Source organism: Streptomyces minutiscleroticus (genome assembly GCF_014650875.1).
Classification (GTDB): Bacteria; Actinomycetota; Actinomycetes; order Streptomycetales; family Streptomycetaceae; genus Streptomyces; species Streptomyces minutiscleroticus.
Genome location: NZ_BMVU01000021.1, coordinates 90,890 through 115,568, shown reverse-complemented (window position 1 = coordinate 115,568; position 24,679 = coordinate 90,890). Strand labels below are relative to the sequence as shown.

Below are 24,679 nucleotides of genomic sequence, written 5' to 3'. Positions count from 1 at the left end.
GGCGAGCCGGTGTCAGGGCGGCCGGGAGGCCGGGTTCCGGTGGTGCACGGTGCCGCGAGGTCGTGCGTGCGTCACGGGCGGTGGTCCATTCGCGCCCGGAGCGACGGTGGGCGAACCGCTCGCCGTCGGTGTCACCGCGTATGGCGGGTATACATGGCCGACTGTTTAGTGAACCGTGTTCTCTTGTTAAGGGAACGCGGTTTTGTTAAGTTGGGTCCCGTTGGACTTCGCGGTGCGCCGGAAACGGTGTGCCGTCTCTCCGGCCTCTCGGCGGAACCGCCGGCGCCATCGGTGCCGGCCGGTGCCCCTCCGCGGCCGGGCGGGCCGGACGCCCGGCGCGCACAACCTTCAGGGAGCTCACCATGTCCTCTGTCATCCTCGTCAGCGGCGCTTCGCGCGGTCTGGGTCGCGAGATCGTCCGCGCGGCGGCACGGGCCGGGCACACCGTCGTGGCCGGCGCGCGTTCCCCGCACGTGCTCGACGGCCTCGTCGCCGAGTACGGCGACCGCTTCGTGGCCGTGCCGCTCGACGTCACCGACCCCGCGCAGACCGAGAGCGCCGTACGGACGGCGGTCGACCGGTTCGGCCGGCTCGACGTGCTGGTCAACAATGCCGGGTACGCCAACATCGCCTCGATCGAGGACGTCGCCCCCGACGACTTCCGCGCCCAGGTGGAGACCAACCTCTTCGGCGTCGTCCGGCTGACGCGGGCCGCGCTGCCGGTGATGCGCGAACAGGGTTCGGGCCGCATCGTCCAGGTGTCGTCCGTGGGCGGCAGGCTCGCCACCCCGGGGCTGGCCGCCTACCAGTCCGCCAAGTGGGCCGTCAGCGGCTTCTCCTCGGTGCTCGCCAAGGAGGTCGCACCGCTGGGCATCAAGGTCACCGTCCTCGAACCGGGCGGGATGGCGACCGAATGGGCCGGTTCGTCCATGCGCATCGACACCGTGCGGCCCGCGTACGCGCCGACCGTCGGAGTGACGGCGGAGATGCACGGTGCGGGCCTGACGGCGGCCAGCGACCCGGCCAAGGTGGCCCGGCTGCTCCTGGACGTCGTGGCCATGGACGAGCCGCCCCTGCGCCTGCTGGTGGGAAGCGACGCCTACAAGTACGCGACCGCGGCGGCCCGCGAGCAGCTCGCCCAGGACGAACGCCTGCGGGAGCTCAGCGAGTCCACCACCGCCGACGGGGCGACCGCCGCGCAGCTCGACCCCATCGGGCACGCCGCGGGCTGACGGCCCGTCCGGCCGCCCGTACCGCGCCCGGCCGAAGCGCACCGTCGCACCGTCACACCGTCCCGACGGCCCCGAATCGGGGGAATGGCGCGGCATGCGCGAAACTGTGCGCCATGGACCGCTTCTTCTCCCGGCACGCGTCGACGGCGTCGCTCGTGGTCGCCTCGGCACTGGCCGCAGGATGTCTCGTCGCATGCTCCGCCGAGGAGGCCCCCGTGGCGGCCGCCGTACGGGTCAACCAGGCCGGATACCTGGCGGACGAGAAGAAGTACGCCTACGTCATGGGCGACGGCGGCGCGCTGGACGGCGCGGGCTTCACGGTGGTGGACGAGGACGGGCGCACGGCCCTGCGCGGCGAGCTGGGCCCGTCGACCGGCAAGTGGAACAGCGCCTACGACACCGTACGCACCGTCGACCTGTCCGCGCTCACCCGCGCCGGCACCTACCGGCTGCGGCTGACCGGTCAGGACGCCGGGCGGTCGCGGCCGGTCCGCTTCCGCGTGGGTTCGGCCCGGCAGGTGACGCGGCCCCTGCTGGAGGACGGCGTCCACTTCTTCCGCACCCAGCGGGACGGCGAGGACGTGCTCCCGGAGGCGACGGGCCGCGAGGCCTCGCACCTCACCGACGAACGGGCCGTCGTCTACGCCTCACCGCACTACGACTCCGCGACCGGGCGGACGACCGACACCGGGCTGACCGAGGTGGCGGGTCCGGTCGACGTCTCGGGAGGCTGGTTCGACGCCGGTGACTTCCTCAAGTTCACCGGCACGGCGTCGTACGCGGTGGCGCAGATGCTGACCGCCGTCCGCGACGCGCCCGCCGTGCCCGGGCTGCCGGAGGAGGCCCGCCATGGTCTGCGCTGGCTGGACAAGATGTGGGACGGGACGGACGGTGTGCTGTACTCCCAGGTCGGCCTCGGCGCCGGCAACGACCGCATCCGCTCCGATCACGACGTGTGGAGGCTGCCCGAGGAGGACGACGCCCTCACGGTGGAGCCGGGCGACCCCGACTACTTCGTCAAGTACCGGCCCGTCTTCCGCGCCAACGAACCGGGCGACCCCGTCAGCCCGAACCTCGCGGGCCGCGTGGCCGCCGCCTTCGCCCTCGCCGCGCAGACCGAGGCCGAGGACGACCCGTCCGCGGCCGGACGGTGGCTCGCCAAGGCGGCCGCCGTGTACGCGAAGGCCGACACCCGGCCGCGCGGAGCGCTGGTCACGACCGTGCCCGGGTCCTTCTACCAGGAGGACGCCTGGCAGGACGACATGGAGTGGGCCGCCGTGGAGCTGGCCCGCGCGGCGGACGTGCTGGACGACGGCCGGCGGGCGCGCTGGGAGCGGGAGGCGGCCGGCTGGGCCCGCGCGTACGTCCGGTCCGGCGCGCGCGGCACGCTGGGCCTCGCGGACGTCAGCGCCCTGGCCCACGCCGACCTGCTGTCCTCGGCCGATGCGGGAGAGGAGGTGTCGGAGGTCCTGGAGGCCGACCTCGGGCGGCAGTTGGAGCAGGGCGGGAAGAGGGCCGCGGGCGATCCCTTCCGGGCGGGGGTCGTCCTCACCGACTTCGACGCCGTACCGCACGCGTTCGGCCTGGTGGCGACAGCCGAGCTGTACGCGCGCGCGACCGGCGACCACCGCTACGACGCCTTCGCCGCCCGGCAGCGGGCCTGGGTGTTCGGCTCCAACGCCTGGGGCACCGGCTTCGTCGTCGGCGCGGGCGAGCGGTATCCGCACTGCCTGGAGCACCAGGTCGCCAATCTGGCCATGAGCCGCACCGGGAAGGGCGACATCCTGCGGGGGGCCGTCGTCAACGGGCCGAACAGGGCGGACCGCCTGCGGAAGCCGTCCCCCTCCGACGCCGTGCGGCCCTGTTCCGCCGCGCCCGAGGGCCACGCGTGGGCCGACTTCGACGGCCGCGGCGCCGGCTACGTCGACGAGGTCGGCGCCTGGCAGACGGTGGAGCCGGCGGACGACTTCACCTCCACGGCCCTCCTCGCCCTGTCCCTCGTCGCGGCGCGGTCCTGAGCCCCCGGCGGTGCAGGCGCCCCTTCCGCGGGAGACGGGGGAGGAACGCGGTGCGGCGGCCGGCCCCGTGGCGGCCCACCGGCACGCAGACCCGTGGCGGCCCACCGGCACGCAGACCGCGTGAACACTGCCGGACACCGGCACTGCGCGGGCGGACGCCGGCCGGGCATCATGCCGTCAGGGGAGCACCACGGAGGGATGCGGGACCGGAAGACTGCCGGACACCGGCAGGTTTCCGGTCCCGCATCCTGGTTCCGGCGGTGTACCGCCCGCGCGGGGCCCGGTGGCCGGCCGACGCGTTCCCCGATCACGCGGGCCGGGTCTTCGGCGGCCGTGCGGCACGCCCCGAAGCGGCGGCCGGACCGGGGGAGGCCGTGGGTGACCGGAACGCCGTCCCGGTCGTGCACCGGCACGCGGATGCCCCTCGGGTCGTCGGCCGCCGCCACGGGGGCCGGGACGCGCGGACGCCCCGCGGTCACGGTGGTCACGGGACGTGGCTGTCCGGATTATTCGGCTTGCCCTCATGTGCGGCCCTCGTGCTCCGCCGCCCGGCGGCGTCGTCCGCCACGGTCCTCGTCCGGACGCCGCACGGACCGGTAACACGAAGGACACGCAGAGGCGATGACGGATTCTAAGGATGATCATAGGATCGGCCGTCGTCGGCTCCCGTCCGGTCCGCGTCCGCGACGCGGTGCCCGCGCGTACGACCGCCGCCGCCGTCCCCCGACGGCGGGCCGGGGGCCGCTGCCCGACCGGTACACCTGCACCACCCCGCACCCCCACGACTCCGGGAGGAGCATGTGAAAAGACGTCACACGGCTGCCTGGGCCGCTTCGGCACTCGTCACCGCCTTCGCGCTGACCGGTCCCGCCGCCGCGGCGTCCGGCGCCGCCGCCACGACGCGGACCGAGGCGGGGCCGGTCGCCACCGCGACCGACCCCGTCACGCACGAGGAGAACGACCGCGTCCCCGAGGGCTCGGTCTGGACGCAGCACTACTTCCCGTCCTCGGACCGCTCCGGCACGGAACTGCACGCCGACGTCCTGCTGCCCGAGGGACTGCGCAAGAACCAGAAGGTCCCCGTCATCCTGTCCGTCGGCCCCTACTTCGGGCACTCCGGGCAGACGGACGACGAGGGCTTCACGCACACCGGGCCCTCCGCCCGCTTCAACGACTTCATCGAGGGCGCCGACGTCTTCGCCAACGGCTACGCCTTCGTCATGGTGGACCTGCGCGGCTTCGGCGGCTCCACCGGCTGCCTCGACTGGGGCGGCCCCGGCGAGCAGGCCGACGTCAAGGCCGCGATCGACTGGGCCGCGAAGCAGCCGTGGTCCACGGGCGCGGTGGGCATGTACGGCAAGTCGTACGACGCCGTCACGGGCCTGATAGGCAACAACCTGGACCAACGCGCGCTCAAGGCGGTCGTCGCCCAGGAGCCCGTGTGGGACATGTACCAGTACATCTACTCCAACGGTGTGCCCCGCCCGAACGTCACCGGCACCGCGGGCGCCTACAACGGCATCGCCACGCTCGGTCAGATGGCGGACGACGACGCGCACTACCTGGCCAACTCCCGGTACGAGGAGAGCCACCCGGAGTGCCTCACGGAGAACTCCGCCGGGTACCGCATCGCCGACCAGTGGGACGAGCACTGGACCTCCCGCGACCTGGCGAGGACGGCCAAGGGCACGGACACCCCGCTCTTCGTCACCCAGGGCTTCATCGAGAACAACACCAAGCCCGAGGAGATGGAGGAGTACCTCGACAACCACAAGGGCGTCGAGCGCGGCTGGCTCGGCCAGTGGGAGCACGTGCGCGGCGGCGACCGCGCCCCCGACGGACGCCTGTCCATGGGCCGCGAGGGCTGGTACGAGGAGACGCTCTCCTTCTACGACCAGTACCTGAAGGGCATCGAGCCGAAGGTCCGCTACCCGGCCTACTCCGTCGAGGACAACACCGGCGCCTGGCGCGCCCAGAAGACGTGGCCGGTCGTGGAGAGGTCCGCGACCCTGCGGCTCGGCGGCGGCTCGTACATCGACGACGGCGGCGCCTCCGCGAACGCGGCCCTGACCGGGGCGGACGGGACGGCGGCCCCGCAGACGGCGGACCGGCCGTCGCCGTCCGGCCGGTGGGACATGGAGAACGCGCCCAGGACCGACCGGACCGCCCCGAAGGGCCTGGCCGAGAAGCAGGCCAGGCGCCAGAAGGCCGGCGAGGTCACGTCCAGCTTCTTCGTGTGGTCCGAGCCGCTGAAGAAGGACGTGCGCGTCACCGGCACGCCGCGGATCTCCCTGAACGCCGAGGGAGAGGGCAACATCATGCTCAAGCTGTACGACGTCGCCCCGGACGGCAGGGCCGTCATGTTCGACGAGCAGGTCTCCCTGCTGGAGTCGGGCCGGCTGTCGGTGGACCTGAAGGCGACCGACTGGACCCTCGAGGCCGGGCACGTCCTGGCCGTGGAGATCGGCTCCATCCAGACCGGCTCGTGGCGTGACACGCCCTCCGGCGAGACCATCCAGGTCAAGGGCGCGCAGCTGAAGCTGGCCCTGGACGGCCCGGCCGACGACGTCCCCACCGCCGGCGACCGCTCGCCGTTCCTGGACACCTACCTGCGCCAGTACACGGTGGACCTGCCGGCCGGTCCCGCGACGTTCACGGTGCCCACCGTGGGCCGCCGCTGACCTTCGCGCACCACCGAATCCCCGGGCCGGCGTCGGCCCCACGGCTTCCGGCCCGCCCCGGAACGCCGGCCGGCGCCGGCCCGCCGCATGCCCGGCGCCGGCCCGCCCGTGCCCCGGACCGGAACCGGGCCCGTCCGCCCGCCCGCGGCCACAGGTAGTGCCTGCGCTACCACGGTCGGCCCGCTGGCTTCATGGCCGCCGGTCATCGGCCCGCCTACCGTCAGGAACCGCTCACGCAACCCCTCGCGGAAGGTGTCGTTCATGTCAGTGCCCTCGGCCGCCGTGGCCGTCGACGTCGAACGGGTCGGCAAGACCTACGGTGGTGACCAACCCGTCGTCGCGCTCGCCGACGTCGACGTCCGGTTCTTCCGGGGTACCGCGACGGCGGTGATGGGGCCGTCCGGCTCCGGCAAGAGCACGCTGCTGCACTGCGCGGCGGGCCTTGACCGGCCCACGTCGGGACGGGTCAGGATCGGCGCCACCGACCTGTCGTCGCTCACCGAGCGGAAGCTGACCGAACTGCGGCGCGACCGGATCGGCTTCGTCTTCCAGGCGTTCAACCTGGTGGGGGCGCTCACCGTGGAGCAGAACATCCTGCTGCCGGCGCGGCTGTCCGGGCGCCGTCCGGACCGGGCCTGGCTGGCCGAGGTGATCGACCGGGTGGGGCTGGGCCCGCGCCTGCGGCACCGGCCCGCCGAGCTGTCGGGCGGCCAGCAGCAGCGGGTGGCGATGGCGCGGGCGCTCGTGACCCGGCCCGAGGTGATCTTCTGCGACGAGCCGACCGGGGCGCTCGACACGCACACGGCGGCGGAGGTCCTGGCCCTGCTGCGGTCGGCGGTGGACGACACCGGACAGACCGTCGTCATGGTGACCCACGACCCGGTCGCCGCCTCCTACGCCGACCGCGTCCTGGTCCTCGCCGACGGCCGGCTCGTACGGGACATGCCGCAGCCCGGGGCGGAGCGGATCGCCGAGCAGCTCGCCCACCTGGGCCGCCGCCCGCACCTCGCCCACCGGGAGGGCTGACCCGTGCTGCACCTGGCCGCGCAGATGCTGCGCTTCCGCAAGGGCGGTTTCACGGCGACCTTCGTCGCCCTCGCCGCCGGCGTCGCGATCCTGACGGCGTGCGGGCTGCTCGTGGAGTCGGGACTGCGCTACGAAGGAGTGCACCAGCGCTACGACGGGACGGTCGCCGTGGTCGCCGACCGGGACCTGACCCTGAGCACGGAGGTGCTCGGCGAGCGCGAGTCCACCACGGTGCACCTGCCCGAACGCGGCAGTCTGCCCGCGTCGCTGGTCCGCGACCTCGCCCGGGTGCCGGGCGTGGAGAACGCGGTGGGGGACCGGTCGGTCGCGGTCATGGCGGCGGCGGCCCCCGGGCTGCCGGTCGCGGGGCACGGCTGGCGCAGCACCGCGCTCGCCCCGTACCGCACGGTCTCCGGCAGGGAGCCGCGGTCCGACGGCGAGCTGGCCGTCGACACGCGGCTGGCCGGGCGGGGGCACGTCCGCCCCGGCGACACGACCACCGTCGTCACCGCGGGCGCCGCCCGCCGGTACCGGGTGAGCGGCGTCGTCGAGGCGGCCGGCGCCGACGGGGCGAAGGCGGCGGTGTTCTTCACCGACGCCGAGGCCGCGCGGCTCGACCCGCACCCGGGGCGCGTCGACGCGATCGGCGTCCTCGCCGCGCCGGGCGCCGACGTGCCGGACGTGGTCGCCGGGGTGCGCCGGGTGGCGGACGGGGCCGGGGCCACGACCTACACGGGCGGCGGACGCGGGCTGGCCGAGGAGCCCGAGGCGGCCGGCGCCCGGGAGCTGGTGGTGCAGGCGGGCGCCTCGTTCGGCGGCTACGCCGCGATGATCGTCGTGTTCGTGCTCGCCGGGACGATCGGCCTGTCGGTGCGCCACCGCCGCCGCGACCTCGCCCTGCTGCGGGCGGTCGCGGCGACGCCGGGCCAGGTACGGCTGATGGTGCTCGGCGAAGTGGGTCTGCTCAGTGTGATCGCCGCGCTCGTGGGGGCCCCGGCCGGCTGGGGCTGCGCGCTGTGGACCAGGGAGCAGCTGGTGTCCCGCGGGTTCGTGCCCGAGTCGTTCACCGTGCGCGGCGGGCCGCTGTCCGCGCTGGCGGTCACGGGCACGGTGGTCGCCGTCGCGCTGCTCTCCGCCTGGATCGCCGCGCTGCGCACCACCCGCGTCCGGCCCACCGAGGCGCTGGGCGAGGCGGCCGTCGAACGTGGTCCGGGCGGCCGGGTCCGGCGGGTGTCCGGGCTGGTGCTGCTGGCCGTCGCCGCCGGCCTGACCGGCCTCACCGGTGTCACCGACGGGGAGACCGCCCTGGGCGCCGCGGTCAGCATGCTGTACACCTTCGTCCTGGCGGTCGCGCTGCTGGCCCCCTGGATCAACCAGGGCGCGGCCCGGCTGCTCGCGCCCGTCCTGCGGGCGGTCTGGGGCGACAGCGGGTACCTCGCCGCCGCGAACCTGCGGGCCAACGCCCGCGGCATGGTCGCCGTCCTGACGGCGCTGGTGCTCTCGGTCGGGTTCGGCGGCGCCGTCTGGTTCCTGCAGGACAACCTGGAGCGCCAGACGGTGGCGCAGCATCACGACGGGACCCTCGCGCAGTACGCGCTGACCGGCGGTGCCGGCCTTCCCGCGTCGGCCGCCGAGAGGGCCCGCGCGGTCCCGGGGGTCGTCGCCGCGACAGGCGTACGCCGTACGGCCGTCGTCGTGCAGAACGACCTCGGCGCGCAGAGTGTGACCGCCCAGGGCGTCGACCGGCAGGGCGCGGACCGGACGATGGACCTGGGGGTGCGCTCCGGGGACCTCGCGGACCTGCGGGAGGACACCGTCGCCGTGTCCGTGACGCAGGCCCGGGCGGCGGGCTGGCGGCTGGGCGGCGACGCGCGCTTCCGGCTCGGCGACGGCACCCCGGTCACCCTGCGCGTCGTCGCGCTCTACGACCGCGGCTGGGGGTTCGGCGACGTCACCCTCGACAACCGCACGCTCGCCGGTCACACCGTCACCGGCCTCGACGACCACGTCCTCGTCCGCACGGAGCCGGGCGCGGACGCCGGCGCGGCCCTGGCGGACCTGGCGGCGGAGTACCCGGCCGGCGCGGCGGTCCCCGCGGACCGGCTCACCGGGGAACTCGCCCAGGACCTGGCGGTCGGCGCCTGGCTGAACAAGGCGCTGATCACCGTACTGGTCGGGTACGCGGTGCTCGCCGCCGCCAACACCCTGGTCATGGCCGCCCTGGCCCGGGGCCGGGAGCTGTCCCTGCTGCGGCTGGTCGGGATGACACACCGTCAGGTGAAGCGGATGGTCCACGCCGAACAGGCGGGCCTGCTCGGTGTGGCGATCACGATCGGCGCGGCGATCGCGGTGGTCACCCTCTCCTCGGTCGTCGGCGCCGTCGCGGGCGAGCGCGTCCCCTACGTCCCGGTGCTCGGCTGGGTCACCATGGTCGGCGGCACGGCCGCGCTCGCCCTGACCGCCACCGTGCTCCCGATCGGCCGCCTCCTGCGCACCCCGCCGGTCGAAGGCATCGGCGTCCGCGAGTAGGCCGCCCGCCCCGGCCCCCGCGAACCGGCCGTCCCACCCCGCCGGAGCCCTGCCGCACGCGCGGCAGGGCTCCGGCGCCCTGCGTCCTGCCCGGTCCGCCGGGCACGACGCCGCCTTGCCGTGTACGGACACCCCGCGCCGCGGACAAGGACACGGCCCGTCCGGAGCCGCCCGCGGCGCTGTCGGCGAATGACTCGCCGTAGCGTCACGAATCGAGCAGGAAAGGCCCCGCAACCGCGTTTTCCGTTCGAGTCCGAAGATGGCCTGCAACAGAGCACAACCGCACGAGACGGTTGCCGCGAGACAAGGTCCACGCTCGGGAAGGTGGTGGGGGGCGCGGCACGTGTGCCTCCGGCTTGTGGTCTCTCCTCAAGGTCTTCCTGGTGGCTCCCGCGGGGCCGGCGTCAGCGTCGGCTCCACATGGAGCAACGCCCCCTGCCCCGTTCTGGTGGTGGACCGCGAGGGCCGCATCGTCGAGGCGAACGACGCCGCCCGCGTCCTGCTCCCCGGGCCGGCGGGCGACGACCGGGCGTCCGAGGACCTGCCGGACTGGCTGGCGGACGCGCACCGGCGCATGGTCGGCGGCCCCGGGGGCACACACGTGAACGCGCTCTACGGCACCATAGGCGAGCGCCTGTTCGAGGCCCACCCCACGCCGAGCTCGGACGGGGACGTGGTGTGGTGGCTCATCGACGACACCGACCGCCGCCTGGCCGAGGCGTCCCTGCGCAGCGAGCAGGAGCGCGCGGCGATCCTCTCCGAGGTGTCCAGCACGCTGCTGTCGTCGATGAACGTGGCGCACTGCACCGAGGCGACCGCGCGCCTGGCGGCGCACCACCTGGCGGACGCCGCCGTCCTCGTCTCCCCCGCCCAGGGCCGCCGCTTCCCGCTCACCCACGCGCGGGCCGGCGGCCCCGTCACCCAGGCGGTGCGGACCGTCGACCCGGCGACCGTGCCCGGACTGGTCGAGGCGCTGCAGGGCTTCCCGCCCGCCCCCACCCAGTGGATCAACCCGGACGACATCCCCGCGTGGGCGATCCCCCTGGGGTTCGCCGGCCAGGTCGGCTCCGTCATCGTCACGCAGCTGCCCGGCCACAGCGAACCCAACGGCGCGCTGATCCTGCTGCGCGCCGGCACCGGCCGGGCCTTCACCGAGGGCGAGGAGGCCTTCACCCGGCAGTTCGCCGCCCGTGCGGGAGCCGCCCTGTCCGCCGCCCGCCTCTACAGCGAGCAGGCCCGCGTCACCGCGACGCTGATGCGCGACCTGCTGCCCCCCGACCTGGGCGGCGTGCACGGCGTCGAGTACGCCGGACGCTACCGCGCCGCCCAGGACGACCAGCGCATCGGCGGCGACTTCTACGACGTCCACCCCGGTGCCGACCCCACCCGGGAGTCGCTCGTCGTCCTCGGGGACGTGGCGGGCAAGGGCCTGGACGCCGCCGTGCTGACCGGCAAGATACGCAACAGCCTGCACGCCCTGCTGCCCCTCGCCCACGACCACGAGTACGTCCTCAACCTGCTGAACGCCGCGCTCCTGACGTCCCATCACACACGGTTCGCGACGCTCGTCCTGGCCTCGGCGCGGCGCCAGGCGGTCCGGGTGCGGCTGCGGCTCACCAGCGCGGGCCACCCGCCGCCGCTGGTCGTCCGCGCCGACGGCCGGGTGGAGGAGAGCAGGACGTCCGGCGACCTGGTGGGCGCCATGCCGACCGTGTCGGCCCGAACCGAGGAGACCGACCTCGCCCCCGGGGAGACCTGCCTGCTCTACACCGACGGCATCACCGAGGCACGCGGCGGACCGCTCGGCCGCGAGCTGTACGGCATCGAGCGGCTCAAACGGGACCTGACGGGGTGTGCCGGCATGCCGGCGGAGGCGATGGTGGAGCGCGTCCACATGCTGGCCGCCCAGTGGCTGGGCCGCGGCCGCCACGACGACATGGCGGTGGTCGCCATCGGCGCGCCGAAGAGCGGCGCGCCGACCGTGGTCAACGGAGACACCCGCCCCCGGAACACACACCAGCGGCAGAGGAGAAACCCATGACCGACTCCGGCGACACCGCGGTCACGGCCGGCCTGCGGGACCGGCTGTGGCAGGCCGTCCTCGACGGCGACGCGTACACCACCACCGACGTCCTGCGCCAGAGCCTGGACGCCGGCCTCGACAAGGAGACGCTCCTGCTGGGTCTGGTCGCCCCCGTCCAGGAACAGGTCGGCCTCGCCTGGGCGGCCAACCGGATCACGGTCGCCCAGGAGCACGCGGCCACCGCCGCCAACGAGCGGGCCGTCACCGCGCTGATTCCGGCCGCCTCGGCCCGGCGCCGACAGCGCGGCCGGGTGACCGTGGCGTGCGTGGACGGCGAGTGGCACGCCTTCCCGGCCCGCCTCGTCGCGGAGGTCCTCCAGTTGCACGGTTGGCAGGTGGACTACCTCGGCCCCCAGATCCCCGTGGCGCATCTGATCGACCACCTGCACCGCACCGGCGCGGACGCGGTGCTGCTCTCGTCCTCGATCCCGGCCAGGCTGCCGACCGCCCACGCCGTGATCACCGCCTGTCAGGCGGCGGGCATGCCGGTCATGGCGGGCGGCAGGGCCTTCGGACCCGACGGCCGCTACGCCCGCGCCTGCGGCGCCGACCGGTGGGCGGCCGACGCGCGGGGCGCCGCGGCCGCGCTGGAGGCCGGTCTGCGGGCACCGGGCCCGGCGGCGGCCCGCCAGGCGGTGGACGACCTGCCGCACCTGGCCGACCAGGAGTACACCATGGTCGTGGGCGCCCGCTCCCGACTGGTCGAACAGACACTGACGGACCTGGAGAAGGACGCCCCCGCCATGCAGCTCTACACCGACGTCCAGCGCCACCGCACCGCCGAGGACTTCGCCTTCATCGTCGACTTCCTCGCCACCGCGCTCTACGTCGACGACACCGACCTGTTCACCGGCTTCGTCACCTGGACCGCCGACGTCCTGGAGGCGCGGTCGGTCTCCGCGCGGTGCCTGCCGCCCGGCCTCGACCTCATCGCCCGGCAGCTCCGCGACTTCCCGCGCGCCACGGCCCTGCTCCGCGAGGGGGCCGCCGCGGTCGCGGCCCGTCCGCGCCCCGGCCCGGGAGAAACCGCACCGGGTCCTGGGGGCGTCGCATGACCACTCCCGCGCCCGAGTTCGGCCTCGTCGTCACCCTCATGCCGAACGTGCTGATCGTCGAGGTCACCGGCGACCTCGACCACAGTACGCGGGACAGGCTCGTCCGCACCGTCGTCACGCACCTCACCCCGGGCACGGTCGTCCGCCGGCTGCGGCTGGACTTCGAGCGGCTGACGTGGATCGACTCGACGGGCCTGTCGGCGCTGCTGATGGTCCACCGCCACGCCCGCGCCCTCGGCGTCGGCCTCCGTCTGGACAGCCGGCCGTGCTTCCTCGACCGCCTGCTCGACCTCACCGGCACCTCGGCCTACCTGACCGCCCCCGTGGAGGCGGTCGACGGGGTCTCCGGCAGCGAAGCGGGCTGACCCGTACGTACGGGGGTGCGGCCCTCGCGCGGACCGGCTCGTCCGGCCGGGGCGACCCGTCGCACGCCGGGGCCGCGCCCGGCCCGTCGCCCGCCGGTCCCGTGCCCGGCGGCCACGGGCCGGGACACGCCGACGCACGGCACACCGTGTCAGTCGAGCAGGGTGACCGAGTGGTCGAGCGTGGTGCCGGTGACCGTGTAGGTGGCCGTCTGCCTGTTGTCGCAGTAGGACACGTACGAGTTGCCGTGGGCCGTGGGCCGTGGTGCCGGCGACCGCGTCGACCACGGGGCGCACGTCGGTGCCCTCGGGGAACGAGGTCGTGTTCAGGTCCGTGGTCCGCGTCTGGTTGATCGGGTACGCGTCCGTCGACGGCGACTGCTCGCCGGTGCGCGTGCTCGCCGCCCACGACAGCACGAACCCGGCGTTGTTCACCACCGCGATCTTCTGTACGCAGGGTGCCGCCTGGGCGGGAGCGGCCTGGGCCGCCACGGCCGGAACGGTGGCGAGTGCGACGGTGCCCACGAGTGGCAGCGCGGTCCGTGTGAACACCCGGTTCATCGTGCATCTCCTTCGGTCTGTGGGGGAGTTGCTCGCTTCTGCGATGCACGACCCGGGTGCCCGTGCGGACATCCGCAATCACTGCGGCCTCAGGGCGGCGACGCGAACCGGCCGGGAGCGCGCCCCGGCCGCGCGGACCCCGTCCCCCTCGGTACCGCGCCCGCTCCCGAAGGCGCGGTGCGAAGGGCGCTGACCACGCCACTCGCGCCTCCGCTCACACCGGCGGCCGCCGGATCCCACGGGTGCGCGATGTGCGGACATCGGTGTATTCGTGGCGCGAGGGGCGGATGTCGCATCGCGAACGGAGGCGCCGGCGGGTGCCCGCGCAGGTCACCCCGGCCGGTCCGGAGAGGCGGCGTCCTCCGCTCCGTAACTCCCGCACACACGCTTCCGGGGCGCTTTCCCCGGGGCATTCGGCCGGAACCCGTCCGGCGGCCCCGAGGCGGGTCACGCCTGGCGCTGGTCGAGGGCCTCCATCAGGCGCCGGGACGCGCCGTCCATGTGGTGGGCCATGGCCGCGCGGGCGGCCTCGGCGTCGCCCTTCTCGACCGCTTCGAAGATCGGTACGTGGTCGGCGTAGGCCGTCTCGCGGGACCGGACGGCGCCGGTGCGCTCCACCCAGCCGCGCTGGATCATCGCCCGCACGCCCTTGAGCATGTCCCGCAGCACCGTGTTTCCGGCCAGTTCGCCGAGGGCCGCGTGGAAGGCCGTGTCCGCCTCGGGGAACTCCTCGTCCGGACACTCGCGCATGGCGGCGAGGCGGGCGCGCAGCAGTTCGACGCCCGCCTCGTCGCGCGCCTGCGCGGCCAGTCCCGCGACGGTGACCTCCAGCTCCGCGCGGGCCTGCACCATGTCGCGGGCGCCCCGATCGCCGAGCACCAGACCCAGCTCGAACAGGCGGTACAGCACATCCGAACCGGTGCCGCGGAAGTAGGTCCCGCTGGACTGGCGGATCTCCAGCAGGCCGAGGAAGCCCAGCGACTTGATCGCCTCGCGCACGGTGGGCCGGTTCACCCCGAGCATCTCGGTCAGCTGCCGCTCGGAGGGGATGCGGTCGCCGGGCTGCACCTCGCCGGACATCAGGTAGTCGATCAGGCGGCGGGACACCTCGGTCGCCAGTGGCTCCCGCGGCTCGACCGTGATCCTGGCGAGTTCGGCCATCGATTCCCTTCCTTCGGTGGTGACGTGATGGCTGGATTCTAGTGACCTACCGGCCATCCGGTAGACCGGTTCATCGGATCGCTGGTACGGGCCTTTCCGGGAGGCCGGTCCCGGTCACCGCGCCGGGTCCGTGCCGCTCTCCGGGGACGGTTCGGTGGAGCGGGACGGTGGGGCGTCGTCGCCGTGCACGGGCAGCTCCACGGGGCGGCCGTGGCGGTGGGACCAGACGTCCTGGAGGATCACTTTGACCATGCCGGCGACGGGGATGGCGAGCAGCGCGCCGAGGATGCCGGCGAGGTCGGTGGCGAGGAGGATGGCCAGCAGCACGGTGAGCGGGTTGAGCTTCACGGTGCGGGAGAGGATGACCGGCTGGAGAAGGTGGTTCTCGACCTGCTGGTAGACGACGAAGAAGACGATCATGCCGATGCCGGCGGGGACCGAGTGGAGGAAGGCCGCGAGACCGGCGACGACGGCGCCGAGGGTGGCGCCGACCAGGGGGATGAGGTCGGCGACCGCGACGAAGAGGGCGATCAGGCCGGCGAACGGGACGCCGGCCACCAGCAGCGCGATGTACGTCAGTACGCCGCAGATGACACTGATCAGCAGGTTGCCGGTCAGATAACCGGTGACCGTGCGGGCGCACGCGGCACCCACGCGGCGGATGCGGGCCGCACGCACCTCGTCCACCAGCGCGAGCGCGCCGTCGACGACCTTGGGTCCCTCCAGCACCATGAGGTAGGCCAGGACGAAGACCGTGACGACGCCCGCCAGAGTGGTCGCGGCGCCGCGGACGAAGGCCAGGGTGGGCGTGCCCAGCCCGGCGGCGAAGTCGCGGACGTCGTCGCCGTGCCGCTGGACGTACTGCAGGACGTGGGTGCGTTCGAGCAGGTTCCCGACCGGTCCGCGGCCGGCCCGGGCGTCCTCGATCAGCTCGGGCAGACGGCCCGCGAGCCGTGTGCCCTCCTGGACGAGCGGGGTCACGAACAGGGCGACCAGCGCCCCGACGGCCACGGTCGCCACTGCGAACACCAGCAGGGTCGCCACCGCCCGGCGGCAGCGGGGCACCCACCGCTCCACCCTGCCGACGGCGGGGTGCAGGGCGACGGCGAAGAACAGTGCGATCACGGTCCACACCAGCACCCGGCGGGTCTCCACCACCAGATGCCATGCGATGTAGGTGGCCAGTACCAAGCCGATGACGGTGAGGACGGCCCGAACCGGAACGGGGCGGGGCTGCATGGACGCTGATTGCCCGTACGTTCCCCGGGGCAAACGGACCGGCCGGGTGACCGTCCGGAACACGCACCGCGGACGTCGACGAGGACGGGCGGAAGCGGGCGTTCTCCCGGCGCCCGCGCAGAAGGGCGCGCGCCCCGGTCCGGCCCGATCGCGCATCGCGCCCGCTTGGAGTCGTGAACCCGGGGTAGACGGGGGTCGTAACGAGAAATCGATCTTTGGGACGTAAGGAGTGGCCATGTCATTTCTCTGGGCCATCATCGCGGGACTCATCATCGGGCTTCTGGCGAAACTCGTCCTCCCCGGGCGTCAGCCCATCCCGCTGTGGCTGACGGTCATCCTCGGTATCGTCGGTGCGGTCGTCGGCAACCTCCTGGCCTCCGCGGTCGGTGTCCGTGACACCGGTGGTATCGACTGGATCCGTCACATCTTCCAGATCGGCATCGCCGCTGTCCTCATCGCCCTCGTCACCCCGATGTGGGCCCGACGACGCGCCTGACCCCGGCAGGCCGAGGCCCCGTTCGCTCCGCGCGGAGCGAACGGGGCCTTCGCCGTGCGGCGGGTCGGCACGGACGCCCCTTCCGGCGTCGGAGCGCGGCGCGTCAGGTGGCCGTGGCGAGGTCCCGGCCGTGCGGTCCGGGCCCGGTGTCACCGACGACGCGGCCGTCGCGAAGCTCCAGGACGCGGTCGGCGAGGGCGAAGAGCTGGGGATCGTGGGTGGCCACCACGGCGGTGACGCCCTCGCTGCGGACGATCGCGCGCAGGAGCTCCATGACGGCGCGTCCGGTCTCCGCGTCGAGCTGCCCGGTGGGCTCGTCCGCGATGACGAGGGCGGGGCGGTTGGCGAGGGCGCGGGCGAGGGCGACGCGCTGCTGCTGGCCGCCGGACAGCTCTCCCGGGCGCTGCGCCGCGTGGTCGGTGAGACCGACCAGATCGAGCAGCAGGGCGACGCGCTCCTCGCGCTCGCTGCGGCCGGCCCTGCGCAGCCGCAGCGGGACGCCCACGTTCTCGGCGGCCGTGAGGACGGGCAGGAGCCCGAAGGACTGGAAGACGAAGCCGATGCGGTCGCGGCGCAGCGCGAGCAGTTCGCGCTCGCCCAGGTCCGTGAGGGAGCCGCCGTCGACCAGGACGCGGCCGGAGTCGGGGCGGTCGAGGCCGCCGATGAGGTTGAGCAGGGTGGTCTTGCCGGACCCGGAACGCCCCCGCAGGGCGACGAGTTCACCGCGTGCCACGCTGAAGGAGACGTCGCGCACCGCGTGGACGGCCGTCGCTCCGCTGCCGTAGGTGCGCGCGAGGTTCTCGACGACGACCATCGCGCCGGACCGTGTGTCCTGGCTCCCCGCGCCGTGCCCCGCCCCCGGTTCCTCACTCATGGCCGTCAGCTTAACGACGGGTCGCGTGCGCCGGGGGCGACGGGAGCGCACCAAGTGGACGGGGGCTGCCCACTGTTGGCAAACGGGGCCGCCGGTGTAATGATCGGCGTACTTCGGGCCGGGCCAGGGCGGACGCGTGCGCCGCGGGCCGGCGGCAGGCGGTTCCGGTCGCGTCCCGGTGGTGCGAAGCGACGGTCCGGGCACGTCGTGCGGGCCACGGGGGAGTGGGGAACGGTTGGGGAGCCTCGTCTTTCTGCGGCTGCGCGCCCACCGTCTGCTGCTGACGGCCGCACTGCTGTCGGTCACCCTGACGACCTGCGCGGTCGCCGTGCTCGTGGCGTTCGGGTCGGCGGTCGGGGACGCGGGCCTGCGCCGCGCACTGGAGGACCCCACGTCCGGCCGGGCCCTGTTCGAGGTCTCCGTGCGCGCCGGGGACGAGGCGGACCCGGAGACGGACGCCCGGGTGCGGAGGACCGTCGTCCGCGCCTACGACGGACTGCCGGTGGACGTGTCGTCGAGCCTCCGGTCCGCTTCGTACGGTCTGCCGCCGTCCCTCTCCCCGTCGGGCACCGCGCGCCCGGACCACCCGGACCTGACCCTGCTCGCCACGCTCGACCGTGAGCGCGTCACCGTCGTACGGGGGTCCCTCCCCGGGGCGCCGGAGGACGGCCGTCCGGTCCCCGTGGCACTGCCCGAGACGGCGGCCGCCACGCTCGGGCTCCGCCCGGGGGACGAGGTCGCGCTCTCCGGCCGGCTCGACGGCGGGAGCCTGCGGGTACGGCTGACCGGCACCTACCGGCCGCGCGACGCCGCCTCCTCCTACTGGCGGCTCGACCCGCTGGGCGGACGCGGTGTGCGGACGCTGTCGTTCACCTCGTACGGGCCGATGCTGACCGACCCGGCCGCCTTCGCCTCGGGCCGCGTTCCGGCGGCCGAGACGGTGTGGCAGGGGCGGGCCCGGTTCGGCACCGTCACCGAGGACCGCGCGGACGGACTGCGCCGCGCCGTCGAGCGGGCGGTGGCGCAGCTGGAGGAAGCCGACCGCGCCCACAAGGTGTCGGCCGCCAGCGAGTTGCCGGCCCTCCTGGACGAACTCCAGCGGTCCCTCCTCGTGACGCGTTCCTCGCTGCTCGTCAGCGGTGTGCAGCTGGCGCTGCTGGCCTCGCTCGCCCTGCTGGTGGTGTCCGGGCTGCTCGCGGCCGACCGCGCGGCGGAGACGGTGTGGCTGCGGGCGAGGGGCGCCTCCCGGAGCGCCGTCGCCGGGCTCGCCGCGGCGGAGGCCGCGCTGCTGGCGGCGCCCGCCGCCGTGGCGGCGCCCCTGGTGACCGGTCGGCTGGTACGCCGACTGGCCGGGCAGGGGGAACTGGCCCGGGCTGGGGTGAGGCTCGACGTCCACATGCCCACGGTGTGGTCGGCCGCCGCGCTCACCGCCCTGGTGTGCGCGGCGGCCCTGACGGCACCGGCACTGCGGCGCACGGCGGCCTCCGAGGGACGGGGGGCGGTGCCCGGACGGCAGCGGTCCCTGCCCGCGGCCGTGCAGGCGGGCGCGGACGTCGCCCTGGTGGCACTGGCGGGCCTGGCCTGCTGGCAGCTGCTAGGCCGGACGGCGGAGCCGGGCGCACCCGCCCGGGACACCGGCACGGCCCTGGGGGTGGACCCCGTCCTCGTGGTGGCTCCCGCGCTGTGCCTGCTGGCGGGGGCCGTCCTCCTGCTGCGCCTGGTGCCGCCGGCCGTACGCCTGGCGGAGCGTCGGGCGGCGCGGACCCGGGGGCTGCCCCTGGCGCTGGTGGGCTGGCAGCTGGCGCGGCGGACGGCACGCGCGACCGCGCCGGTGCTCCTGCTCGTCGTCGCCGTGTCGACCGGCGTCTTCGCGCTCGGCGAGCACGCGAGCTGGAACCGCTCGCAGCGCGAGCAGGCCGACTTCGCCGCGGGAGCGGACGTGCGCGTGGACGACATGGACGTGCCGGCCCTGGGGCAGGGAGGTCTGTTCGACCGCCTCGACGGCGTGTCCGCCGTCATGCCGGCGCACCGGGCCGACGCGTCCCTGCCGGGGGACAAGGAGGCGACGGTGCTTGCCGTCGACGCCCCGGCCGCGGCCCGCGTGATGCGGCTGCGCGGCGACCTGGCGGACGAGCCCCTGGAGGACACACTGACGAACCTGCGCCCGGCGGGGACGAGGAGCAGGGGGAAGGCCGGGTTCGCCCTGCCCGGGGACGCGGCCCGGCTGCGGCTCACCGTACGGCTGGAGGCCCTGGACTCCCGCGGCCGGGCCGGGACGGGCGCGGTGACCGACCGGCTCTCGGTGACCCTGACCGACCGCTACGGCGTGCCCCACGACCTGCCCCTGGGCAATGTGCGCGCCGACGGGGAGGACCACGTCCTGGAGGCGGACCTCGCCGCCGGGACGGGACCGGCACGCGCCGCGGGACCGGCCGCCCCCTTGCGCCTCACGGGCGTGCGGGCCGACTACCCGGTGCCGCGGCGGGCCGAGCGGCACCGGCTCTCCCTCACCCGCGTCGCCGCGACGGTGGAGAGCGGCGGGGTCGTACGGGTGCCCGTGACGGCGGGCGCGGACGGCTGGACCGCCCGGACGAGCACGGACGCCGCGGACCCGCCGGGCGCGCCGCGACCGGGCGGCAGCCCCTCCCGGGCACAGGCCCCGCGGTCCGACGCGGACACACCGTTGTCCGTCCGGTACGACACCGGCCACGAACCGGCCCGGGACGACGGCACGGACGGCTCCCGCGACGCCGCGGTGGAGCTGCGGGCGGCGGGACCGCCGGCGGACACCGTCGCGGCGCTGGTCACGGACGCGTTCCTGGACGCGGTCGACGCCCGGGTGGGCGACACGGTGGGCGTCCCGCTGGCGGGCACGCAGGTGCGCGTCCGGATCGCCGCCGCCGTCCGGGCCCTGCCCACCACCGCGGCCGAGGCGCCCGGCACCGACGGCGGCGCCCTCGTGGTGGACCTGAGCACGCTGAACGGTGTGCTGGCCGACGCCCGCCTGGCGGGGCTGCGGCCGACCGAGTGGTGGCTGGCCGCGGAGCCGGGGCAGGCGCCGCGCACCGCGGCGGCCCTGCGGGCCCGCGGCGACGTGCCCTCGGTGACGGTCAGGGCGGAGGAACGCGCGGCGTTGCGCGACGACCCCCTGGTCATCGGCCCTCTGTCGGTGCTGCCCGTGGCGGCGGGGGCGGCGGCGGCCCTCGCCGTCGTCGGCTTCGCGGTCGCCTCGGTCGCGGCGACGAGGGAGCGGGCGCGCGAACTGGCGGTGCTGAGCGCCCTGGGCGCGTCACGGCGCGCGCTGCTGCGGGTGGTCGCCGCCGAGCAGGGCTTCCTCGTACTGGTCGCGGTGGCGGCGGGCTGGGCGCTCGGCGCTCTGCTGACGCGGGCGGTCGTCCCGCTGATCGTGCTGACGGCGCGGGCCGAGCGGCCCGTGCCGCCCGTGCGGGTGGAGCTGCCCTCCGCCCTGCTGATCGCCGCGTTCGCGCTGCCCCTGCTCGCCGTCGCACTGATCGTCCCGCGTCTGACACGCACGGTGCGGGCGCCGGACCGGACCGGTGGTGAGTGAGATGGGCCTGATCCGCGGACCCCGGCACGGCGACGTGTCCCTGTTCCGCGCCCGGCTCGCGGCCTTCCCGGGCGCGACCGCGGCGTCGGCGGTCCTGGTGCTGGTGACGGCGTTCCTGGCGGCCGCGCTGCCCGGAGCCGTCGAGGGGTACGAGAACGGCGCCCTGCGCGAGACACTGCGGGAGGCCTCGGTGGCCGGGCGCAGCGTCACCCTCTCCGCTCCGGTCTCCGACGTGGCCACACCGTTCGGGACCGAGTCTCTGCTCACGCCGCGGGCGCTGGCCTCGACCGAGGCGGCGTTCCGGCGCGTGGTGCGTCCGCCGCTGGCGCTGGACCGCGACGCCACCGTGTACGGCGTGCGCAGCGCCGACGAGCTCCCCCTCACCGACCCCGGGCTGCCGCGGCCCTCGGGCCTCGACCCGACGGCCACCCTGGTCGCCCAGCGGGATCTGGCGGCTCGCGCCCGGCTGGTCGAGGGCCGCATGCCGCGCGCGAGGGGCGACGCCGGGGGCGTCGAGGCGGTCCTCACCGAGAGCACCGCCGCGAGGCTCGGCGTGACCGCCGGCGCGGTGCTGCACGTGCCGCAGACGCTGGGAAGCGGGTTCACGATCCGTGTGACCGGCGTCGTCGCACCGCGCTCGCCGGCGGCCGCGTACTGGAACGCGGAGCGGGACGTGCGGGCGCCGGAGCTGAACAGCGTGGCCCGGGACGGCCGGATCGACCGCTTCTGGCACGTCACGGCCCTCGTCGACCCGCGGGCCGCGAACGCCCTGCTCCGGCTGCGGAACGGGGCAGTGGCCTATTGGTACCACCCGGCCGACGCCGAGGCGCTGACGGCGCGCGACGTGTCGGCCCTGCGCGACCGGCTCGCCGCCCTGAGGGCCGGGCCCGACGTCGTACGGCTGCGGGAGGGCGGCCGCCACCACGGCCTGACCGTGGAGGAGAACGGCCTCGCCACGCTCCTGGAGCCCTTCGAGCGCGAACGGCGGGCGGCCCGGCCCCTGGTCACGATCGCCGCGGTGAGCGTGGGCACGGTCGCCGGGACCGTGCTCCTCGTCTCCGCCGGGCTGCAGGCGACCCGCCGCAGGTCCGAGCTGGCGCTGCTCCGGGCCCGCGGCGCCGGCCTGCCGGGGCTCGCCGCCGGACTCTGCGCCGAGAGCGCCGTGGCGGCCTTTCCCGCGGCCGCCGCGGGACTGGCCCTCGCCCTGCTCGTGATGCCGCCGGACACCTGGCTCCCCGCCGTGGCCGCGGCGGCCGCCGTCGCGGCCACGGCCTCGCTGGCCCTGCCGCTGCGCGCGGTGGCCGCCGTCCGCGCACCGCGCCCCGAGCGGCGCGACGACCTGACCGCCGCGCGGCCCTCCCGCCGCCGGACCGTGGCCGAGCTGACGGCGACCGTCGTGGTGACCGGCGCGGTGGTCGCGGTCCGCCGCCGCGGTACCGGCGGTGACCCGGACCTGTTCACCGCCGCCGCACCGGTCCTCATCGCGGTGGTCGCCGCACTGGTGCTGCTGCGCGTCTACCCCCTGCCCGTACGGCTGCTGGCCCGTCTCACCCGGCGGCTCGACGGCCCGGTGCTGCACCTGGGCGCGGCCCGTGCGGGCCGGGCGCCGTCGACCGCCGTGCTTCCGCTGCTGGCGGTCGTCGTCGCGCTCACCATGACCTCGTTCGGGGGGTCGGTGCTGGCGGGAGTGGCCGAGGGCCGGGACCGCGCCGCCGTGGCGAAGGTCGGCGCCGACGCCCGGGTGGAGTCGATGTCCGCGCTGCCCAAGGGGCTGGCGGAACGCGTCTCCGCGGTCGCCGGCGTCCGCGACGTCGTGGGCGTGCACACCGAGACGGTGGTGGAGCCGAACGAGTCCGCCGCCCGTACACAGTACGAGGTGGCGGCCGTGGACCCGGAGCGGTACGCGCGCCTGGTCCGGGACGCCGGGACGGGCGGCGCCCTCCCCGCCGGGGCGCTGGCCGGGCACGGGCGCGAACCGCTCCCGGCGGTGGCCTCCCCGCGGCTGGCCCGGCAGTTCGGCAAGGGACCGGTGACGATCCCCACCTCCTTCGGACAGGTCCGGATACGGGTCGTCGCCACGCGCGACACCACCCCGGCCGCGCACGCCGGGGAGTTCGTCGTCCTGTCCGCCGAGGCGCTGGCACGCGCGCGTGCGGACCTGCCGCCCGCGGCCTTCGAGCCGACGACGCTGCTCGTCACCGGCCGGGACCTGGACGGCGACGCGCTCCGCCGGGCCGTGCGCCCCGCCGGCTCCGGGATCGCCGTCTCCGTGCGGGCCGAGGAGCGCGCCGCGTTCGCCACCACCCCGCTGCAGACCGGCGCGTCGCGCGTCTACCTCGCGGCCGTGGCGGCGAGCACGGGCTACAGCCTGCTGGCCCTGCTGCTCGCCACGGTGCACAACGCCGCGCAGCGGCGGGCGTTCCTGGCCCGGTTGCGCATCATGGGGATGCCGGGCCCGCAGCGGCAGTGGCTGGCGGTCCTGGAGACGCTGCCGCAGGTGCTGCTGGGAGCGGTCGGCGGCGTCCTGGTGAGCCCGGCCACGGTGCTCCTGCTGCGTCCGGGCGTGGACCTCACCGCGCTGGCCTTCACCACGGCGAAGGCCGCGGACGCGCAGGGGGCCGTGCTGCGGGTCGAACCGGCGTCCCTGCTGCTCCCGGCGGCCGGGCTCGTCGTGCTGGCCTGCGCGGCGCTGACGGCGCAGGCGTGGGCCGCCGGGCGCAGGAGCGAGGGAACCCAACTGCGGATAGGGGATCAACAGTGACGGACGAGGCCTCGCGCACCGCCACCGGCGCGGTGACACTGTCCGAGTTGGAGCGGCGTGCCGCGGAACGGCGGCAGCGGCCCCGCCACGGCCACGACGCACTGATCGTCTGCGACCGGCTGGTGCGCATCTTCACGGCCCAGGACGTGGAGGTGCAGGCCCTGCAGGGACTCGACCTGGTCGTCGCGCCGGGGGAGCTGATGGCGCTGGTCGGGGCCTCGGGCAGCGGCAAGTCGACCCTGCTCAACATCCTGGCCGGTCTCGACGCCCCGACGGCCGGGTCGGCGACCGTCGCCGGCTTCGACCTGCTGGGCATGGACAGCAGGACGCGGCTGCGCTACCGGCGCGAGGTGGTCGGCTTCGTCTGGCAGCAGACCGCCCGCAATCTGCTCCCCTACCTGACGGGCCGCCAGAACGCCCTGCAGGCCATGCGCCTGAGCGGCCGGGTCGAAGGCAGGCGGCGGCGCGCGGCCCGCGCGGCGGAGCTGCTGGAGCTCGTCGGCGCCGAGGAGTGCGCCGACCGGCGGCCGCACCGGATGTCCGGAGGGGAACAGCAGCGCGTCGCCATCGCGGTGGCCCTGGCCAACCACCCCGCCCTGGTCCTGGCCGACGAACCGACCGGCCAGTTGGACTCCGCCACCGCGGAACAGGTCCTGGGCGCCTTCCGCAGGGCGAACGAGGAACTGGGCACGACCGTCGTGATCGTCACCCACGACCGGGCGGTGGCCCAGGCGGTCGACCGCACCGTCGCCATCCGCGACGGCCGCACGGCCTCGGAGGTGGTGCGCCACACCACGGTCGACGAGGAGGGCCGCACCACCGTCCACGCCCGCGAGTACGCGGTGGTCGACCGCGTCGGCCGGCTGCAACTGCCGCACAACTTCACGGAAGCGCTCGGCATCCGCCACCGTGTGCTGCTGGACCTGGAACCCGATCACATCGAGGTCCGGCCGGACCGTCCCGCCGACGAGTGACGGCGGCGGTGACGGGCGGCACCCTCCGCGAGACGGTGAGCACGTCCCACCGCCCCGCG

General features: G+C 75.3%; 15 protein-coding genes. 12 read left to right on the top strand and 3 right to left on the bottom strand.

The features are described from left to right. The first annotated feature begins 362 nt into the window (after positions 1-362). The 8 genes from IE271_RS21220 to IE271_RS21185 all read left to right on the top strand — a co-directional run bounded on the left by IE271_RS21220 (position 363) and on the right by IE271_RS21185 (position 12,989). Positions 363-1,232 (top strand): SDR family NAD(P)-dependent oxidoreductase, encoded by an 870-nt coding sequence (locus IE271_RS21220; protein WP_190191955.1) that lies wholly within the window; start codon positions 363-365, stop codon positions 1,230-1,232. A 113-nt stretch (positions 1,233-1,345) separates the two neighbouring features. Beyond that, positions 1,346-3,250: a glycoside hydrolase family 9 protein gene (locus tag IE271_RS21215; RefSeq protein ID WP_190191954.1), complete on the top strand. Its 1,905-nt coding sequence runs from the start codon at positions 1,346-1,348 to the stop codon at positions 3,248-3,250. Positions 3,251-4,050: 800 nt separating this feature from the next. Continuing rightward, positions 4,051-5,931, top strand: coding sequence for a CocE/NonD family hydrolase (locus tag IE271_RS21210; protein WP_190191953.1), 1,881 nt, complete (start codon positions 4,051-4,053; stop codon positions 5,929-5,931). A 261-nt stretch (positions 5,932-6,192) separates the two neighbouring features. Next, positions 6,193-6,957, top strand: coding sequence for an ABC transporter ATP-binding protein (locus IE271_RS21205; RefSeq protein WP_190191952.1), 765 nt, complete (start codon positions 6,193-6,195; stop codon positions 6,955-6,957). Between the two features lie 3 nt (positions 6,958-6,960). After that, entirely contained in the window at positions 6,961-9,486 is a 2,526-nt protein-coding gene (locus IE271_RS21200; RefSeq protein WP_190191951.1) for an ABC transporter permease, read from the top strand. A gap of 448 nt (positions 9,487-9,934) precedes the next feature. Beyond that, positions 9,935-11,527 (top strand): PP2C family protein-serine/threonine phosphatase, encoded by a 1,593-nt coding sequence (locus IE271_RS21195; protein ID WP_373308803.1) that lies wholly within the window; start codon positions 9,935-9,937, stop codon positions 11,525-11,527. Further along, positions 11,524-12,624, top strand: coding sequence for a cobalamin B12-binding domain-containing protein (locus IE271_RS21190; RefSeq protein WP_190191949.1), 1,101 nt, complete (start codon positions 11,524-11,526; stop codon positions 12,622-12,624). Before IE271_RS21195 ends, IE271_RS21190 begins: the two co-directional genes overlap by 4 nt. After that, on the top strand, positions 12,621-12,989 hold the full coding sequence (locus IE271_RS21185) for an STAS domain-containing protein (protein ID WP_190191948.1): 369 nt from the start codon (positions 12,621-12,623) through the stop codon (positions 12,987-12,989). The genes IE271_RS21190 and IE271_RS21185 overlap by 4 nt, the downstream gene beginning before the upstream one ends. A gap of 1,005 nt (positions 12,990-13,994) precedes the next feature. Here the strand turns inward: IE271_RS21185 and IE271_RS21180 are convergent. Both IE271_RS21180 and IE271_RS21175 read right to left on the bottom strand, forming a co-directional pair. Beyond that, entirely contained in the window at positions 13,995-14,708 is a 714-nt protein-coding gene (locus IE271_RS21180) for a FadR/GntR family transcriptional regulator (protein WP_190191947.1), read from the bottom strand. Positions 14,709-14,822: 114 nt separating this feature from the next. After that, positions 14,823-15,947 carry an AI-2E family transporter gene (locus IE271_RS21175; RefSeq protein ID WP_190191946.1) on the bottom strand — a complete coding sequence of 375 codons (1,125 nt, stop codon included), beginning with the start codon at positions 15,945-15,947 and terminating at the stop codon, positions 14,823-14,825. Positions 15,948-16,182: 235 nt separating this feature from the next. On the opposite strand from IE271_RS21175, the gene IE271_RS21170 reads away from it, so the two are divergent. Next, entirely contained in the window at positions 16,183-16,443 is a 261-nt protein-coding gene (locus tag IE271_RS21170; protein ID WP_190191945.1) for a GlsB/YeaQ/YmgE family stress response membrane protein, read from the top strand. 103 nt (positions 16,444-16,546) lie between these two features. On the opposite strand, the gene IE271_RS21165 is transcribed toward IE271_RS21170, so the two are convergent. Continuing rightward, the gene (locus IE271_RS21165) at positions 16,547-17,317 is read right to left on the bottom strand and encodes an ABC transporter ATP-binding protein (protein WP_190191944.1); all 771 of its coding nucleotides are present in this window, start codon (positions 17,315-17,317) and stop codon (positions 16,547-16,549) included. Positions 17,318-17,552: 235 nt separating this feature from the next. On the opposite strand from IE271_RS21165, the gene IE271_RS21160 reads away from it, so the two are divergent. Genes IE271_RS21160 through IE271_RS21150 form a run of 3 tightly spaced genes read left to right on the top strand, consistent with a single transcriptional unit; the run spans position 17,553 to position 24,620 of the window. Continuing rightward, complete coding sequence (locus tag IE271_RS21160) at positions 17,553-20,885, top strand: FtsX-like permease family protein (protein WP_190191943.1); 3,333 nt, start codon at positions 17,553-17,555, stop codon at positions 20,883-20,885. Next, a complete protein-coding gene (locus tag IE271_RS21155) occupies positions 20,878-23,646 on the top strand; it encodes a hypothetical protein (protein ID WP_190191942.1) in 2,769 nt (922 codons plus the stop codon). Before IE271_RS21160 ends, IE271_RS21155 begins: the two co-directional genes overlap by 8 nt. Next, positions 23,643-24,620 carry an ABC transporter ATP-binding protein gene (locus IE271_RS21150; RefSeq protein WP_190191941.1) on the top strand — a complete coding sequence of 326 codons (978 nt, stop codon included), beginning with the start codon at positions 23,643-23,645 and terminating at the stop codon, positions 24,618-24,620. The genes IE271_RS21155 and IE271_RS21150 overlap by 4 nt, the downstream gene beginning before the upstream one ends. Positions 24,621-24,679 lie beyond the last annotated feature (59 nt).